This window comes from Variovorax sp. CCNWLW225 (assembly GCF_037204045.1).
In the GTDB taxonomy this organism is placed as follows: Bacteria; Pseudomonadota; Gammaproteobacteria; order Burkholderiales; family Burkholderiaceae_C; genus Variovorax.
Genome location: NZ_JBBCBV010000009.1, coordinates 140,651 through 156,673, shown reverse-complemented (window position 1 = coordinate 156,673; position 16,023 = coordinate 140,651). Strand labels below are relative to the sequence as shown.

The window sequence follows — 16,023 nt, the reverse complement described above, 5'->3', positions numbered from 1 at the left end:
GCGTCAGTAGGAGTTTGTGCGGTGCGGGTCAGGCGACCAGCGTGGGTGCAATGGCTGCTGCGGCCTCGGTGTGGATGCAGCGCGCGCGGTGGTTGGGCGCGAGCTCGACCACCGGCGGCTGCGCGGCGCGGCAGGCATCGGTGGCAAGCGCGCAGCGTTCAGCAAAGGCGCAGCCCGGCGGCAGCGCGGAGAGATCGGGCGGCGCGCCGCCGATGGTTTCGAGCCGCGCACCGCGTGCCAGGGCGCCATGCGCACGGCTCTTGAGCAGCGCGATGGTGTAGGGGTGCCGCGGCGAGCGGATCAACTCGCGGGCCGTGCCTTCCTCGACGATGCGGCCCGCATACATCACGGCAATACGGTCGGCCACCTCCACAGCGGCGCCAATGTCGTGCGTCACGAAGATCACCGACAGGCCCAGGTCGCGCTGCAGTTCGCGCAGCAGCAGCAGGATCTGGATCTGCACCGTGGCGTCGAGCGCGGTGGTCGGCTCGTCGGCCAGCAGCAGCTGGGGCTTGCAGGCCAGCGCGAGCGCAATCATGGCGCGCTGGCGCATGCCGCCGGACATCTCGTGCGGGTAAGCGGCCAGGCGCCGCTCGGGGCTGGGAATGCGCACGCGCTCGAACAGCGCGAGCGCACGCTGGTGTGCCTCGGCCGCAGTCGCTTTCTTCTCGTGCCGACGGATCGACTCGACGATTTGCGCGCCGACCGAATACACCGGGTCGAGCGCGAGCAGCGGCTCCTGGAAGATCATCGAAGCGACCTTGCCGCGAAAATCGTCGAGCTCGCGCGCCGGCATTGCAAGCACGTCGCGCCCGGCCACCTGCACCTGCCCGCCCATGCGCGTGCGGCGCTCCGGGTGCAGGCGCAGCAGCGTGCGCATGGTCACGCTCTTGCCGGAGCCGGATTCGCCGATCAGCGCGACCACTTCGCCGCGCTGCACTTCCAGGCTCACGCCGCTGACCGCATGCACGGGCTTGCGGCCTCCGCTGAAGGTGACGCTGAGGTCGCGCAGGCGGACCATCGGCTCGCCGACAGGGATGGCGTTGCTGCTGCCGCTATCGGTTTTGCTGCTGTCGCTCATGCTGCCTGCCTCATCGGCGGTTGTGCCATCGGGTGCCCGCTCCCGGGCTCGAGAACAAGGCAGCTCGCCGCATGCAGCGAACCCGTGGCGACGGGCTCGGGCACGACCTGGCTGCACACCGGTGCGGCCAGCGCGCAGCGCGGATGAAAGCGGCAGCCAGACGGCGGGTTGATCGGATTCGGCGGATCGCCAGCCAACGCTGCTTCCATGGTGCGGTTGTCGGGGTCCATGGACGGCATCGACGAGAGCAGGGCGCGGGTGTAGGGATGCGCGGGTGCATCGTAGAGCGCATCGGCCGGCCCGATCTCGGCCACCTGGCCGAGGTACATGACCATGACGCGGTCGCTCACGTAGCGCACCACGTTGAGGTCGTGGCTGATAAAAAGATAGGTGAGGCCAAACTCGGCCTTGAGGTCGAGCAGCAGGTTGATGACCTGTGCTTCCACCGACTTGTCGAGCGCCGACACGGCCTCGTCCAGAATCACCATGCGAGGCTGCAGCGCAAGTGCGCGCGCAATGTTGACGCGCTGGCGCTGTCCGCCCGAAAGCTCATGCGGATACCGTTCGGCAAAGCGCTGTGGCTCCAGGCCCACGCGCGCGAGAAGATCGCGCGCACGCGCCACAGATTCGCGCCGGCTGACGCCATGCACCTGCGGACCGAAGGCAACCGAGTCTTCGATGGTGAGGCGCGGGTTGAGCGAGGCGTAGCTGTCCTGGAACACCATCTGTACCTGGCGCCGAAATTCCTTGAGCGGAAGTTCGCGGCCGCCGACTTCGCGGCCATCGAAAATCACCTCGCCCCGGGTCGGCGCAATCAGCTGCATCAGCAGCCGCGCGGTGGTCGACTTGCCGCAGCCCGATTCGCCGACCACACCCAGCGTTTCACCTTTCAGCACTTCGAAATCGACGCCATCGACGGCGCGCACTACACCGCCGCCACGGCCTAGAGGGTCTTTTTTGAGCGGGAAGTGCTTGACCAGGCCGGTGATGGTGAGCAGCGGCTGTGCGGGGCCGCCGATGTCTTTCAGTGCGTCCATGTTGCCGTGCTCCTTTGTTTTTGGCGCTGTTGTCCAGGGCAGGTGCAAAGGCCACCGGGTACTCCCCTCCGCGAATGTCCCCCGCCTTCGGCTCCTCCTTTATTTCGCTGCGCGGAGCACCCGATGCCCTGTGCACTGGGGCACGCTGCTGGTGTACCGCTGATCAACGACTGCTCCGTATAACGCGCCCGCTGGCGGGGTGCCTTGCGCAGCGAAATAAAGGAGGAGGCCGCAGGCCGGGGGACATTCGCGGAGAAAGGTACCCCGTCGGCGGGTGAGCGCCCTGAAGACGGCCCGCGACAAACAAAACAAGCAAAAGAACAAGCACCCATCTTCATCCCTTGTTGTCCATCGCCGACCGCAACCCATCGGACAAGAGATTGAAAGAGATCGAGGTGATGAAGATCATCGCCCCAGGCAGCGCAGCAACCCACGGCTGCACATAGATTGCAGTGCGCAGCGTGTTGAGCATCAGGCCCCACTCCGGCTCCGGCGGCTTTACGCCCAGTCCCAGGAACGACAGGCCCGAGGCCAGGATCATCGACACCGCGATCAGGCTCGTGGCGTACACGAAGATCGGACCGAGCACGTTGCCCAGCACATGCACCCGCACGATGGTGAACGGGTTTGCGCCCGAGGCGCGCGCCGCCTCCACGTAGTCGCGCGTGCGCACCTGCGTCGTCACGCTTTCGGCCACGCGGGCGATTTGCGGAATGAACACGATGGTGAGCGAGATCAACGAATTGACGACGCCCGCGCCCAGCGTGCCCGACAGCGCAATGGCCAGCAGCACCGACGGGAAGGCGTAGAACACGTCGATGGTGCGCATGATCAGCGTGTTGGTGAGGCCGCCGGCATAACCCGCGACGATGCCGATCACCGTGCCGAGCACGAAGGCGCAGATCACCGGGGTGATGCCGATGAACAGCGACAGCCGCGCACCGACGATCAGGCGCGACAGCATGTCGCGGCCCAGCTCGTCGCTGCCGAGCGGCAGGCCCTCGGTGCCGATGGGCTTGAGCCGCTTGAGCATCGACGATGCGTAAGGGTCGGCCGGCGCGAGCCAGGGGCCGAACACGGCCAGGCCTATGAGCAGCAGCACCATCAAGGCGGCGCCCATGGCGACCGGATCGCGCGTGAAGCGTAGCAGCGCCGAGGTCCAATAGCCGCGCGAGCGCTGCATCGGCAGCGGCTTTACATCGGCGGCTGCAGCAGGGGAGGGGAAGGGAAGTGCGCTCATGGTGGTCAGGCCCGCGCAATCCGCGGGTCGAGCATGGTTTGCAGCACGTCGACCAGCAGGTTCAGCAACACGAAGAACAGTGCCAGCACCAGGATGGTTCCTTGCAGCAGCGGCAGGTCGCGCTGGAAGATGGCGGAGTTCAAGAGAAAGCCGGTGCCGGGCCAGGAGAACACGGTCTCGATCAATATCGAGCCGCCGAGCAGATAGCCCAGCTGCAGGCCCATCACGGCCAGCGCCGTGGGCGCCGCGTTCTTCACCATATGGCGGAACACGCCGAAGTGCGTGAGGCCCTTCGCGCGCAGGCCGACAATGAATTCCTGATCCAGGATGTCGGCCACCAGCGCGCGCACCGTGCGCGCGATGATGCCCATGGGAATCACCGACATGGTGAGGGCCGGCAGGATGAGGAACTGCACATGCTCCCAGTCCCACGCCCAGTCGCTGGAGCCGCCCGGTCCCGCGCCCGTGGCCGGCAGCCACATGAGCTGCGACGAGAACACGATCACCATCACCATGCCCAGCCAGTAGTGCGGCACGCTCACGCCCAGCACCGACAGCATCGAGGCGAAGCGGTCGATCCACGAGTTGCGAAAGTACCCGGCCACGAAGCCGAACAGGCAGCCCAGCACAAAGCCGATGAACGTGGCCACCACCGCGAGCCGCAGCGTGTTGCCCACGGCGGTGAACACCTCGCCCGCCACGGGCCGGTTGCTCGCGATCGAAACGCCCAGGTCGCCGTGCAGCGCCCGCCAGATCCACATCGCGAACTGCTCGGGCAGCGAACGGTTGAAGCCGTAGAGCTCGCGCAGCTGCGCCTGCAGGTCGGCCGAGGCGTCGGGCGGAAGAATCGACACCAGCGGATCGCCGGGCGCGATGTGCACGAGCAGAAAGCACACCAGCGCCACGCCGATCATGATCGGCACGGCGTAGACCACGCGGCGCAGCAGATAGGCCAGCATCAGTCCATCGTCATGGTTGCGATGTCGATGAACCAGCTCTTGGGCTGCACCACGTTCTTGACCTTGGCCGACATCGCGCGCGGGCCGACGTCATGCGCAATCCAGACGAACGGCGCGTCGTCGACGATGTGCGCATGCAGCTTGGCGAGCGCGCCGTCGCGTGCCTTGTCGTCGAAGCTGGTGCGCGCATCGGCCACCAGCTTGTCGACCTCGGCGTTGCCGTAGTAGCCCCAGTTGTTGGACACCGGCGGGAAGGTCTTGGTGCTCACGAAGCGCACCATCGCGAAGAAGGGGTCCATCGCCGCGAAGCTCACATTGGTCGCGTTGGCGCCGTTGGCCGACGGGTCTTTCACGCCCTTGCGCCAGTTGGTGAAGAGCGTGTTCCATTCGATCACGTCGAACTCGACGTCGAAGAAGCACTGCTTGAGCGACTGCTGCGCAAATTCGTTCATGGGCAGCGGCTGCATCTGGCCCGAGCCCGAGGCGGAGATCTGCACCTTCACCTTGATCGGCTTGGCGGCCGAGTAGCCGGCCTGCGTCATCAGCGCCTGGGCGGCCTTCACGTCGTACTTGATGTCGAACTTCGGGTTGCCCCACCACGGATGGCCGGGCGGCACGGTGCCCTTGGGCTCGGCCATCATGCCGCCCAGCAGCTGCTTCATGCCGCCGCGGTCGATGCACAGGTTGGCGGCTTGGCGCACGCGCTTGTCGAGCCAGGGCGAGCCTTCGGCGAACGACAGCTGCCAGGGCCACACGTGCGGCTGCGCGTTGGAATAGATCTTGAAGCCGCGCTGCGTGATCTGCGGCATGGCGTCAGGCGCGGGCGCTTCGATCCAATCGACCTGGCCGCCCAGCAGCGCGGCGGTGCGCGCGTTGGCTTCTGGCATCGGCAGCATCACGACCTTGTCGATCTTGGGTACGCGCTTGGCATCCCAGTACGTCTTGTTGGCGGCCAGCTCCAGCCGCTCGCGGGCCACAAAGCGCGTGACCTTGAACGGGCCCGAGCCCGCGGGATCGGCGGCAAAGGCCGTCCATGCGGCCTTGGACTTGTCGGCGGGCGTGGCGCCGGCGGCGGCGTCGAACTTCTTCTGCCACTGGGCGGGCGAGGCCATGAACAGGTTCGTCAGGTTGATCGGCAGGAAGGCGTCGGGCTCGCTGGTGGTGAGCTCGACCGTCATGTCGTCGACCTTGCGCGCGGTGCGCAGCGTCGGCATGCGCGAGGCGGTCACGCCCACCTGGCTGGGGTCGAACTGCGGGGCGTCCTTGTCGAGCACCTTCTGCACGTTCCACACCACGGCGTCGGCATTGAAGGCCGAGCCGTCATGGAACTTGACGCCGGGGCGCAGCTTGAAGACCCACTTGGTCTTGTCCTTGGCATCGACGGTCCATGAGGCGGCCAGCGCCGGAATCAGCACGCTTGGCGCGTCGGCCTTCGACAGGTCCCACTGCGTGAGCGAGTCGTAGATGGGAATGCCGGTGAAGCGGTTGCCCTCGAAGCCCTGGTCGGGCTGCCCCAGGGTGCGCGGAATGTCGGCCGCGGTCATGGCGATGCGCAGCGTTTTCTCCTGGGCCAAGGCCGGCGTTGCAAAAGCCAGGGTGGCAAGCGCCGCACAGGCGGCCAGGGGTTTCAGGATCAAGGCAGGAACAGCACGCTTCACATGGAACTCCTAGGGATGAAAAGGCAAAAGGTGTCGAACCGGTGGTGAAGCACGACGTGTGCCAGCCGCGGTTTTCAGGGCCAGGCCCACGCCATCTCGCGGCGGGCGCAGCGCAGGTCCATCTCGTATTCCATGTCGACGATGGGCGGGCGCGCGAGGTGCCAGGTCAGGCCGGTCGTCAGGGCGCCGCGCTGCACGATTTCGTCGAACACCAGGGCGCCGATGTCGTGCGTGGTGTAGGCCTGCACGGCCGATGCGTCGCTCCAGCCGAAGCCCAGCGCCGCGAGCCGGCGCTCCATCTCGGTCATCACGTAGGCCAGCTTGTCGCGCATGCCTTCGGTACTGGTGTCGCCCAGGCGGACCATCACGTCGCGGTAGCTCGCGTGGCCGTCGGGCGCCTCGCCGCCGCCGGACACCACGAAGCTCGGCGGGCCGGCGGCATCGTCGGCCGGCACCGTGTACGAAAAGGCCTGGAACGCCGGCGTGGCGGGTGCGCCCAGGCGCGGGCAGACGTTGGTGCGGGCAACCGGGTTCCGCTCGCCGCGCACGAGGCCCCAGCTTTCGAGCGTGCCGGCATAGAGCCGGTTGAAGTCATGAAAGCCGCGCTCGGAAAACGGCGCCGGCGAGCGCAATTCGCAGCCGCACAGCGCCGCGAGCGGCCGGCCGATGGCGGCCAGGTGGTTGGCGATGGCGTCGAACCCGTCGGCCAGCGGCACCGCCTTCTGGAAGCGCACCCGCTCGATCGCGAAGCCCGGCTGTGCGGCCACGCCGGCTGAGTACTGGAACACGCCTTTCACGTAACGGTAGCCGCCCTCGGGAAAATCCACCACCTCAGTCGCAGTCTTCATGCAGCCTCTCCAAGTCAGCGCTCAATGTAGGGAGCGCCGGCTCCGGCGGGAAGGCTGATTCCGGCACGCCGCTGTTGCCGGAATCAGAACAGGCGGGTACGCCGCCACCGTAGCGGCGCATGCTGGCCGACAGCGTTTCGAGCAGCGCGCGCGCAGCCGGGGAGAGCCGGTGGGCGGGCATGGTGAGCAGGCTGGTTGCCGTCGCTGCAAAGTCGCGCTCCTGCAGCGGCACCGCGCAAAGGTCGCCGTTCGACACTTCATGCAGCGCGGCATAGCGCGGCAAGAAGGTGGCCAGGTCGCTGTTGCGCACCACGCCCTTGGCCATGTCCAGCGTGCTGGTTTCGATGGCGAGCTCCAGCGCAACCTGCGTCTGGCCGGCAATGCGGTCCACCAGGTGGCGGATCTGGAACGAGCGGTCTGGCAGCGCCACGCGCTGGCCCGCCAGCTCCTGGAAAGACACGCTGCGCCGCCGCGCGAGCGCATGCGTCGGCGCCACCACCACGCACAGCGGCTGCTCGAGCCGCGCATGCTCGCGGAACGCATGGCGCTCCGGAAGGTTGAACGCCAGCGCAATGTCGATGCGGCCCTCTTGCAGCGCCTCCAGCACCGCGCGCGAGCCGACCACGGAGGCCACCACCCTGACCTGCGGATGCCGCTTCTGGAAGCGCGCGAGGTTGTTCGAGAGAAAGTGGCCGACCATGCCCTCGATGCTGCCGATGCGCACCACGCCGCAGGGCTGGCCCACCAGTTCCTGCAATGCGCCGCGAAGAGCCGTGCTGTCCTGCAGCACCCGCTCGGCATGCGCCAGCACCAGCTCCCCGGCCGGCGTGAGCACCGTGCGGTTGGCGCGGCGGTCGAGCAGCGCGGTCTGCAGCTCGCCCTCCAGGTTGGCGATCTGCCGGCTGATGGCGCTCGGCGCCACGCCCAGCTGTTCGGCCGCCCGGCGCAGCGAGCCGGCACGCGCGGTCTCGCGGAAATAGAGCATTGCCGTGGAGAGCATCGTGGGTCCTCTTCTTTTCATTTGCCGGATGGCACGACCGGGCCGAACCATCGGCCCTTCCGCGCCGGACGTCAAGCAACCGCCGTGCCGCGGGAGGCCGATGCGACAATTGCCCTCCCATGACAGACACCCTCACCATCACCCGCCCGGACGACTGGCATCTGCACGTGCGCGACGGCGCCGCGCTCGAAGCCGTGGTGCCGCACAGTGCGCGCCAGTTCGGCCGCGCGCTGATCATGCCGAACCTGCGCCCGCCCGTGACCACCGCGGCGCAGGCCACGGCCTATCGCGACCGCATTCGCGCGGCGGTGCCCGAAGGCACGGCCTTCGAGCCCGTGATGTCGCTCTACCTGACCGACAAGCTGCCGCCCGAAGAAATTGCCTTGGCCGCCCAGGCCGGCGTGCGCGCGCTCAAGCTCTACCCCGCCGGCGCCACCACCAACAGCGATGCCGGCGTAACCGACATCCGCCACACCTACAAGACGCTCGAAGCCATGCAGAAGCACGGCCTGCTGCTGCTGGTGCACGGCGAAGTGACCGACCCGGCCATCGATTTGTTCGACCGCGAAGCCGTCTTCATCGACCGCGTGATGATTCCGCTGCGCCGCGATTTCCCTGAACTCAAGGTCGTGTTCGAGCACCTCACCACGAAAGAGGGCGCTCACTACGTGCGCGACGCCGGCCGCTTCACGGCCGCCACCATTACCGCGCACCACCTGCTGTACAACCGCAACGCCATCTTCACCGGCGGCATTCGCCCGCACTACTACTGCCTGCCCGTGCTCAAGCGCGAAACGCACCGCGTGGCACTGGTCGAGGCGGCCACCAGCGGCAGCGACCGTTTCTTTTTGGGCACCGACAGCGCGCCGCACCCGGCGCACCTGAAGGAACATGCACTCGGCTGCGCCGGTTGCTACACCGCGCTGACCGCCATCGAGCTCTATGCCGAGGCCTTCGACAGCGTGGACGCGCTCGACAAGCTCGAGGGGTTTGCAAGCTTTCACGGGCCCGACTTCTACGACTTGCCCCGCAACAGCGACACCATCACGCTGAAGCGCGAAAGCTGGACGGTGCCGGAGACGGTGCCTTACGGCGACGCCACGCTCAAGCCACTGCGCGGGGGGGAAACGGTGGCCTGGCGCATGAGCTGAGTGCGATCGTCGTCCCGTGCGTCACGGGGGGTCGCTCAATTGCCGGCCCCCCATAACAAGTTGCAGATAGCCTTGGGTGGCTGGATTGCCGGAGCGGCCCACCACCATCAGCAACGCACTGGGCTCGACGGTAGCATCGTATTGGTCTGTGGGCGAGGAGGTGTTCCATCCAATGCGAATGCCACTCGCGTGGGGGCGCGCAGTAGGGTAGGTCGATATGGGCTCAAGGGTGATGGAAAAGGGAAGTGAGCTGCCGTCGGGGTGATTGAAAACCGTGTTTATCGCGTTGACGGAAGTTCCACCGCTACCGTGGCCGCCGAGCGTCGAGACGGTCAGTGGAAATGAGTTTGCCGGCCACTGGAAGGGTGCCCAAGTCGTGAGGCCGACCTCAAAGATCGCGCGGTTCGATGAATCAACGGCGGCGCGCAGGTAAACATTTTTGCCCCCGATGCGTGCCACGGAGAAATGGAAGTTGTCGCTCGCATTCGCCGTGTTGGTGGCGACCCAATCTCCGGCTTCTGAGCCCTTGGTGACTGAGTAGTTCCGATCAGGCGTACACATTGGCTTCAACGGATCTGTGGAGCAGACGCCAAGCGTGGACGTGTTGGCTCCACTGTAGTGCAGGTCGAACGTGCTGGTCGTAGAGTCGGCTATTCCTGTGCCACGCGCCACGCTAAACATGTTGAAACGCGGGAGACTGCCAACAAGATGAAATTCTGTTGCGTCAATGACCAAATTGCGAGCCGCGACGAATGGTTGAAGCGCATAGCGGCCCGAACCACTCGACTCCAGAAATGGAAAGGTGCCGATGACAGCGTCAATAGTGACCTGGAAGCGCGCAGCTGACGGAGGGGCGACCCTGTCTGTGGCAAATACATAGACGTTTTTTTGCACCGGATCGGCAACGAAGGGTCCGCGAACCGAGTGGCCTGACTCATCCACCATCTCGTATTGATGCCTGTCGAAATCAAGTCGCAAGCGCTGCTTGGTGCCATTGGAGGCGAATACCGTGTAGCTGTCGTTGCGCGGATCTACGGCCACCCCTTCGCCAGTTCCCCATAAACCGATCACTCCATTCTGGTAAGGCTCGTTAGTACCAAGCCGCGGGATGGCTGCCATGGCCCAGAGGCCGGCGCCGCGTGCACCGTACAGCGTTGAACTACCCGATTGCAGTCCGCGCGCACCGATCGGTGCATCGTTGGCTGGCGTGACCAGCGGGCGCTGTTCAACGGTCCATTTGCCGTCTGCATACACAGCGGATTGGCGGACACTGTCTGCGTGCACGCTTGTTCGGGTCCACGCGTCACCGACTTCGAGCGCAGGCTCGTTTCCGCTGGTGCTACTCGCGGTAAAGGCGCCGTACATCGTGGCGGCCGTCCATTCGGTAGTTTCCGGCAAGCCAATACGAAACTGGAGATCAAGGTTCGGCAGCCGCCCGGCAGCCAAATAGACGTTCTGCCCCCCCACTCGGGCCACTGAAAAATCGATCTGCTCTGCTGTATCGGCCGTTGTTAAACGCCAGATGCCGGGACGCCCTGTAGCGACGATGGCATAGGTCTTCAAGAGCTGCGTGGGACAGGCTTCGACTCGGTAAAGACGGGTATCCGAGCGGCACACGCGCAATTGAGTCCCGCCGCCGGAAATGCTGATTTGGTGTGCCAGCGAGTAAGCGGTGTTTTGAAACGGTGTACCGTAGGTGAAGCGGTTATAGGTGCCGTCCAGTGCGGACTGTGCGCTAACCAGGTTCGTAACGCCCAAGAAGGGATAGGAGGTGCCAACTGTGCCTTCCAAAGCTGTCAGAGCCAGTGGAAACGTACCGACGATGGCGTCACCGAGAAGACGAAAGCGAGCGAGATTGACTACGGAATTGACTTTGCTACGCTGAAGCACAAAGGTGCCTGGCTGCATAGGATCATCAGAAAATTCACCAGACGCGATCGTGCCAACAACAGGCGAGTTGATCGGCTGTAATACGTTGCTATTTCCTCCATCGCTTAGACCAAATACGTAGCGTCGATTGTTGAAATCGAGGTCAAGGGTGTACTGCCCTCCGTTAGCGGAAAAAACCCGATAGCGGCGCTTAAAGGGACTCTTCGCGAGCGGACGCAGAGGCGTGGCCAGTTCCTTGTTGGGAACGGAATCTTCGGTGAGCGCGCTAGCCTGGGTCTGCCCTGACGCTGTAAATGAAGCGGGGAGCACGGAACCATCTCCTCCGCCGTTCCCGCCACAGCTTATGAGACATATTGCCGCGAACCCGCCAAACAGTATGCGATGAACTTGCACACTTCCTCCCTTTTGAGATTTATCCGATCAATCGTAACTGAATGTCTGTGATGGGTGCATGCTGTGCGGTACTGCCTCATGGCCGCGCAGGTGAGGTCTGCATAGAGCAAGCGGGGGATACTCGTTCTTCTACTTTGATAGGAACTTCATATGACTTCCACGCTGCGCGTGATGCTGCTGATCGATGCCGACAACGTCTCGGCCGACGTGATCGAGCAGGCCGTGCAGCGAACCATGTCCGAGTACGGCGCAGTCCATGTGCGCCGCGCCTACTGCAACGCCGAAACCGCACTCAAGCAGCAGGCGCTGTTCAAGCGGCTGTCGGTGCGGCCGATGGTCAATATCTCGGCCGGCAAGAACAGCACCGACATCGCACTCGCCGTGGATGCCATCGACCTCGTGATCGCCGAGCGTCCCGACGTGGTGGTGCTGGTGTCTTCCGACTCCGACTTTGCGCCGCTCGTGATTCGCCTGCGCGAAAAGGGCTGCCGCGTGTGCGGCCTCGGCCAGCAGGGCAAGACCGGCGAAGAGACCGTGACGGTCTACGACGAGTTCACCGACCTGCGGCACCACGGCGCGCCGGTCGCACCGCGCGCCGCACCGGCGAAGAAGGCAGCGGCCAAGGTGGCCGCCAAGCGCGCGCCCGCCAAGACCGAGAAGAAGAGCGCGGCCGCGCCGGCCCGCAAGACCGCGGCCAAGACGCCGCCGGCCCGAAAGACCACCAAGGCAGCGAAGCCGGCACAGGCGCAGCCGCAACCGCCCTCCGAGGCCGCCGAGTTCATCCTGCAGGCGGTGCCCGCGCTGCGCGGCGGCACCGACGTGCCGCTCAACGACGTGGCCCAGGCCCTGCGCGGGGCCGGGCTGCTCGGCAAGCACGGCAGCTCGCTCAAGCTGTTCGACAAGCTTCCGGCGGAGTTCGCCGTGCTGCAGCACCCCGACCGCATCCGCTGGACCGGGGCGCCCGCGTCTTGAGCCTGGCGGCGATCGACTGGGCGCAGCCCTGGCTCGCGCCTTATCGCGCCATCGGCGAGTCGGCAGCCCACGCCGCACTTCACACCACCACGGTTGCGGCCGCGCTGCAGCAGAGCGCGGCGCCGGGCTTCTCGCCCGTCTTCGCGCCGCAGCTGGATCTGCCCGCGGGCCTGGCGTACGAAGCGCACATTTTCCAGACTGGCACCGTGCCGACGCGCGACAACCTGCACGACTTCTTCAACGGGCTGGTCTGGCTCGCCTTTCCCGAAACCAAGCGCCGCCTCAACGAGCTGCAGGCCGCGGAGATCGCCCGCAGGGGCATCGCGTCCACGCGCGGCCCGCTGCGCGATGCGCTCACGCTTTTCGACGAGAACGGCGCCGTGCTCGATGCACCCGCCGCGTTGTGGAAAGCGCTGGCCGCGCGCGACTGGCACACCCTTTTCGTGACGCAGCGCGCCTTGTGGGCCAAGGCGCGGCTGCTCGTGTTCGGCCACGCGCTGCTCGAGAAACTCACCACCCCGCGCAAAGCGGTCACCGCGCATGTGCTGCTGCCTGCGCCGGGCGCGGTCGGGTTGTCGGTGCCCGACGACCGGGCGCTGGCCCGCAGCCTCGATGCGGAATACCTGGCGCAAAAACCTTTTGCTCCGCTGCCAGTGCTGGGCGTGCCGGGCTGGTGGCCGGACAACGCGTCGGTAGATTTCTACGACGATCCGAAGGTCTTCCGGCCTGGACCATAGAACTTTTGCTCCTATCATCGCTCTACCCGCGAGCCGCCGTGCAGGCCGCCTTCAGAACCAAACAACAATGGAAGAGGGCCACACATCGCACGGCTTGAAGAGGGCCATCCGGTCCTCATCTATGCGGCAGCGTTCCCCCACGGAGAATTCAACTTGAAACGTATCCTTCTGTTCGTTTTGACCAATGTGATGGTCGTTGCGGTGCTCGGCATCGTTGCCAGCCTGCTCGGCGTCAACCGCTACCTGACGGCCAACGGGCTGAACCTGACGGCCCTGCTCGGCTTCGCGCTGATCATGGGCTTTGGCGGCGCGATCATTTCGCTGCTCATCAGCAAGCCCATGGCCAAGTGGACGACCAAGCTGCACATGATCGACAACCCCCAGACGCCCGACGAGGCCTGGATTGTCGGCACCGTGCGCAAGTTCGCCGACAAGGCCGGCATCGGCATGCCCGAGGTCGGCATCTTCGAAGGCGAACCCAACGCCTTCGCCACCGGCGCGTTCAAGAACTCGTCGCTGGTGGCGGTGTCCACCGGCCTGCTGCAGGGCATGACGCGTGAAGAAGTCGAGGCCGTCATCGGCCACGAGGTGGCGCACATCGCCAACGGCGACATGGTGACCATGACGCTGATCCAGGGCGTGATGAACACCTTCGTCGTGTTCCTCTCGCGCGTGATCGGCTATGCGGTCGACAGCTTTCTGCGCCGCGGCGACGACCGCTCGTCGGGCCCCGGCATCGGCTACTACGTGAGCACCATCGTGCTCGACATCGTGCTGGGCTTTGCGGCGGCCATCGTGGTGGCATGGTTCTCGCGCCAGCGCGAATTCCGCGCAGACGCCGGCGCGGCCGCGCTCATGGGCCAGAAGCAGCCGATGATGAACGCGCTGGCCCGCCTCGGCGGCCTGCCGGCCGGCGAGCTGCCCAAGGCGGTGGAAGCTATGGGCATCACGGGCAGCATCGGCAAGCTCTTTGCCACGCACCCGCCGATCGAAGAGCGCATTGCGGCGCTGCAGAACGCGCGCTGATCTTTTGCCGAGCCAACAAAAAAGCCGTCACGGGCAACCGTGGCGGCTTTTTTAATGGGGGCCGAAGCTTCGTCAGTACGAACGCAGCGAAATGCCCCAGCGCCCCGTAACGCGGGTGGCAATCCAGAGATTGCGGTGCGTGCTGAGCACCGTGCCGGCCTCGTCTTCACGCGTGTAGGTGACCACGAAATGCACCTTGTCGGCGCTGGCCAGTACGGCTTCCTTCGACTGGTAGCGCGTGAGGCGCCAGCCAGAAGCCTTGAGCTTCTCGAAGAAATCGACCGGATGGTGGCCGGGCGCCTGCCACTCGAGCCGCTGCGCGCCCGAGAGCATCACATGCGGAAAGTGAAGCTCGCCGTCCATGCCCGCGGTGTCGCAGGCATTGAAGCGATCGGTAAAACGGTCGAGGCAGGCGGAGGCCTCGCGGATCGCATCCGCCTCCGCGGCGCCCGCAGAGGCCGCCGGTGCCACGAAGCTCGCGAAGTCGGTCACGGGTGCTGCAGCGGCAACGGCCGGGGCGATCAGGCCGCCGGGGCTGCCGGCTGGCGCTCGGCGCGTGCGCGTGCGAGCATGCGCGCGACTTCTTCGGCGTCCATGCCGTACATCTCGGCAAAGGCCTGCTCGCTATCGCGCCCGCTCGCCTCGAAGGCGCGCAGCAGCGCCTCGCGCTTGGCGGCTTGCCGGCCCAGTTCGGCCAGCGCCTCGTCGAGCACGGCATTGGTTTCTTCGTCGCGCGAGCGCACCAGCACCGCATAGGCTTCGCGGTCGAGGCCCGAGGCTTCCACCGCGCGGGCAATGCGTGCCACCAGCTGGGGGCGCAGGTCTTCGCCGGGGTTGCGCTGCGCTCGGCGGCGGTGGAGCTCGAGGATGGCGTGGTGCACATGCTCGGGCGCCACGGGTTCCACCACGTTGCCGTCGAGGTCGTGCCGCGGAAGGCCCGCCGCCACCGCCTCGAGGTAGCGCGTGGAACGCGCATGCAGGCCGAGTGCGACCTTCAGGTCGTCCTTCTTGAAATCGTCGGGGTGCTTTTCGAGCAGGTCCTGGAACACGCCGAGCTTGAGCGGCAGGAAGCGCGCGCCGAACATGCCGGGATAAAGCTCGAACAGCTTTTCGAGCGCGGGGTGCACCTTGCGCGCGCGCTGCGGCTGTTGCTGCTGCGCGGCCTGCTTGCCGGGCTTTTGTTTTTGCTGTTGCTGCTGCCGTGGCTGGCGCGGCTGCCGGGGCGGGCGGCCGCCCTCGGCGCGGGGCTGCTGGGCAGCGCCCTCGGCTTGCGTTTGCTGGACTTCCTGGATTTCTTCTTGAGGCGTGGCGGTGTCGGTCATCGGTCGGTTCTTGTCAGGTTGGCAGCAGGCAGAAAAAAAGCAATGTTCCCTCGCGCTCAGCGCGGTCGGAACATCTTGAAGAGATTGTCGGGGCTGATCTCGAAATAGTCGGCCGGGCCGCCGCCGCGCAGGATCGGGCGCGCGGCAGCCGTGTCGTAAATGCCGTTTTTCAGCAGGTGCCGTGCAATGTGCACGCCCACCACTTCGCCGAGGATGAGCCATGTGGGCACCGGCTCGCCGTTCACGCCTTCGAGCTGCAGCAGCTGCGTGAGCCGGCATTCGAACGACACCGGGCTTTCGGCCACGCGCGGCACCGCAATGTTGCGCGAAGCCGCTGGCGTGAGGCCGGCAAGCTCGAACTCGTTCACCTCGGGCGGGACGGCCGCGCACGACTGGTTCATTTGCTCGGCCAGCGGCCGGGTGGCCAGGTTCCAGCCGAACTCGCGCGTCTGGCGGATGTTGTGCAGGCTGTCCTTGGCGCCAATGCTCGCAAAGCCGACGATCGGCGGCGTGTAGTTGAAGGCGTTGAAGAAGCTGTATGGCGCGAGGTTGAGCGCGGCGTTCTCGTCCTGCGACGAGATCCAGCCGATCGGCCGCGGACCGACCATTGCATTGAACGGATCGTGCGGCAGGCCATGGCCCTTGGCGGGCTCGTAGAAGTGGAAGTCGTCTTCGCTGTTGTTGTTGCTGTTGGACATGGCGGTGGCTC

General features: G+C 65.9%; 15 protein-coding genes. 4 read left to right on the top strand and 11 right to left on the bottom strand.

Annotated features, from left to right (window positions below; translation table 11 throughout):
* Window positions 1-28: 28 nt before the first annotated feature.
* The 7 genes from V9L20_RS16780 to V9L20_RS16750 all read right to left on the bottom strand — a co-directional run bounded on the left by V9L20_RS16780 (window position 29) and on the right by V9L20_RS16750 (window position 7,823).
* Entirely contained in the window at window positions 29-1,021 is a 993-nt protein-coding gene (locus V9L20_RS16780) for an ABC transporter ATP-binding protein (RefSeq protein ID WP_337297492.1), read from the bottom strand.
* A 56-nt stretch (window positions 1,022-1,077) separates the two neighbouring features.
* Window positions 1,078-2,118, bottom strand: a complete 1,041-nt coding sequence (locus V9L20_RS16775; RefSeq protein WP_337297462.1) for an ABC transporter ATP-binding protein — start codon at window positions 2,116-2,118, stop codon at window positions 1,078-1,080.
* A 334-nt stretch (window positions 2,119-2,452) separates the two neighbouring features.
* Window positions 2,453-3,358, bottom strand: a complete 906-nt coding sequence (locus V9L20_RS16770) for an ABC transporter permease (RefSeq protein WP_337297461.1) — start codon at window positions 3,356-3,358, stop codon at window positions 2,453-2,455.
* 5 nt (window positions 3,359-3,363) lie between these two features.
* A complete protein-coding gene (locus V9L20_RS16765) occupies window positions 3,364-4,317 on the bottom strand; it encodes an ABC transporter permease (protein ID WP_258503964.1) in 954 nt (317 codons plus the stop codon).
* Window positions 4,317-5,975 (bottom strand): ABC transporter substrate-binding protein, encoded by a 1,659-nt coding sequence (locus V9L20_RS16760; RefSeq protein WP_337297460.1) that lies wholly within the window; start codon window positions 5,973-5,975, stop codon window positions 4,317-4,319. Before V9L20_RS16760 ends, V9L20_RS16765 begins: the two co-directional genes overlap by 1 nt.
* A gap of 74 nt (window positions 5,976-6,049) precedes the next feature.
* Window positions 6,050-6,823, bottom strand: coding sequence for a 2-amino-5-chloromuconate deaminase CnbZ (gene cnbZ, locus V9L20_RS16755; protein WP_337297459.1), 774 nt, complete (start codon window positions 6,821-6,823; stop codon window positions 6,050-6,052).
* Window positions 6,807-7,823, bottom strand: a complete 1,017-nt coding sequence (locus V9L20_RS16750; RefSeq protein WP_337297458.1) for a LysR family transcriptional regulator — start codon at window positions 7,821-7,823, stop codon at window positions 6,807-6,809. Before V9L20_RS16750 ends, cnbZ begins: the two co-directional genes overlap by 17 nt.
* Before the next feature lie 119 nt (window positions 7,824-7,942).
* On the opposite strand from V9L20_RS16750, the gene pyrC reads away from it, so the two are divergent.
* Entirely contained in the window at window positions 7,943-8,974 is a 1,032-nt protein-coding gene (pyrC, locus tag V9L20_RS16745) for a dihydroorotase (RefSeq protein WP_337297457.1), read from the top strand.
* Between the two features lie 21 nt (window positions 8,975-8,995).
* Here pyrC and V9L20_RS16740 read toward each other — a convergent pair whose 3' ends face one another.
* Window positions 8,996-11,173 (bottom strand): hypothetical protein, encoded by a 2,178-nt coding sequence (locus V9L20_RS16740; protein WP_337297456.1) that lies wholly within the window; start codon window positions 11,171-11,173, stop codon window positions 8,996-8,998.
* Window positions 11,174-11,407: 234 nt separating this feature from the next.
* Here V9L20_RS16740 and V9L20_RS16735 point away from each other — a divergent pair, with 234 nt between their 5' ends.
* The 3 genes from V9L20_RS16735 (at window position 11,408) to htpX (ending at window position 13,992) form a co-directional block, all read left to right on the top strand.
* Window positions 11,408-12,229, top strand: a complete 822-nt coding sequence (locus tag V9L20_RS16735; protein ID WP_337297455.1) for an NYN domain-containing protein — start codon at window positions 11,408-11,410, stop codon at window positions 12,227-12,229.
* Entirely contained in the window at window positions 12,226-12,966 is a 741-nt protein-coding gene (locus V9L20_RS16730; RefSeq protein ID WP_337297454.1) for a DUF3025 domain-containing protein, read from the top strand. The genes V9L20_RS16735 and V9L20_RS16730 overlap by 4 nt, the downstream gene beginning before the upstream one ends.
* Window positions 12,967-13,119: 153 nt before the next feature.
* A complete protein-coding gene (htpX, locus tag V9L20_RS16725; RefSeq protein WP_337297453.1) occupies window positions 13,120-13,992 on the top strand; it encodes a protease HtpX in 873 nt (290 codons plus the stop codon).
* A 72-nt stretch (window positions 13,993-14,064) separates the two neighbouring features.
* Here the strand turns inward: htpX and V9L20_RS16720 are convergent, their stop codons facing one another.
* The 3 genes from V9L20_RS16720 to V9L20_RS16710 are packed head-to-tail and all read right to left on the bottom strand — an operon-like array spanning window position 14,065 to window position 16,012.
* Window positions 14,065-14,484 carry a hypothetical protein gene (locus tag V9L20_RS16720; protein ID WP_337297452.1) on the bottom strand — a complete coding sequence of 140 codons (420 nt, stop codon included), beginning with the start codon at window positions 14,482-14,484 and terminating at the stop codon, window positions 14,065-14,067.
* 29 nt (window positions 14,485-14,513) lie between these two features.
* Window positions 14,514-15,314 carry a ProQ/FINO family protein gene (locus V9L20_RS16715; protein ID WP_337297451.1) on the bottom strand — a complete coding sequence of 267 codons (801 nt, stop codon included), beginning with the start codon at window positions 15,312-15,314 and terminating at the stop codon, window positions 14,514-14,516.
* Between the two features lie 56 nt (window positions 15,315-15,370).
* Window positions 15,371-16,012, bottom strand: a complete 642-nt coding sequence (locus tag V9L20_RS16710; protein WP_337297450.1) for a flavin reductase family protein — start codon at window positions 16,010-16,012, stop codon at window positions 15,371-15,373.
* Between the last annotated feature and the right edge of the window lie 11 nt (window positions 16,013-16,023).

Bases quoted from the DNA above. Each gene is read 5' to 3' on its own strand.
- V9L20_RS16780 (WP_337297492.1), bottom strand. From the start codon at position 1,021: ATGGTCCGCCTGCGCGACCTCAGCGTCACCTTCAGCGGAGGCCGCAAG.
- V9L20_RS16775 (WP_337297462.1), bottom strand. From the start codon at position 2,118: ATGGACGCACTGAAAGACATCGGCGGCCCCGCACAGCCGCTGCTCACC.
- V9L20_RS16770 (WP_337297461.1), bottom strand. From the start codon at position 3,358: ATGAGCGCACTTCCCTTCCCCTCCCCTGCTGCAGCCGCCGATGTAAAG.
- V9L20_RS16765 (WP_258503964.1), bottom strand. From the start codon at position 4,317: ATGCTGGCCTATCTGCTGCGCCGCGTGGTCTACGCCGTGCCGATCATG.
- cnbZ (WP_337297459.1), bottom strand. From the start codon at position 6,823: ATGAAGACTGCGACTGAGGTGGTGGATTTTCCCGAGGGCGGCTACCGT.
- V9L20_RS16750 (WP_337297458.1), bottom strand. From the start codon at position 7,823: ATGCTCTCCACGGCAATGCTCTATTTCCGCGAGACCGCGCGTGCCGGC.
- pyrC (WP_337297457.1), top strand. From the start codon at position 7,943: ATGACAGACACCCTCACCATCACCCGCCCGGACGACTGGCATCTGCAC.
- V9L20_RS16735 (WP_337297455.1), top strand. From the start codon at position 11,408: ATGACTTCCACGCTGCGCGTGATGCTGCTGATCGATGCCGACAACGTC.
- V9L20_RS16715 (WP_337297451.1), bottom strand. From the start codon at position 15,314: ATGACCGACACCGCCACGCCTCAAGAAGAAATCCAGGAAGTCCAGCAA.
- V9L20_RS16710 (WP_337297450.1), bottom strand. From the start codon at position 16,012: ATGTCCAACAGCAACAACAACAGCGAAGACGACTTCCACTTCTACGAG.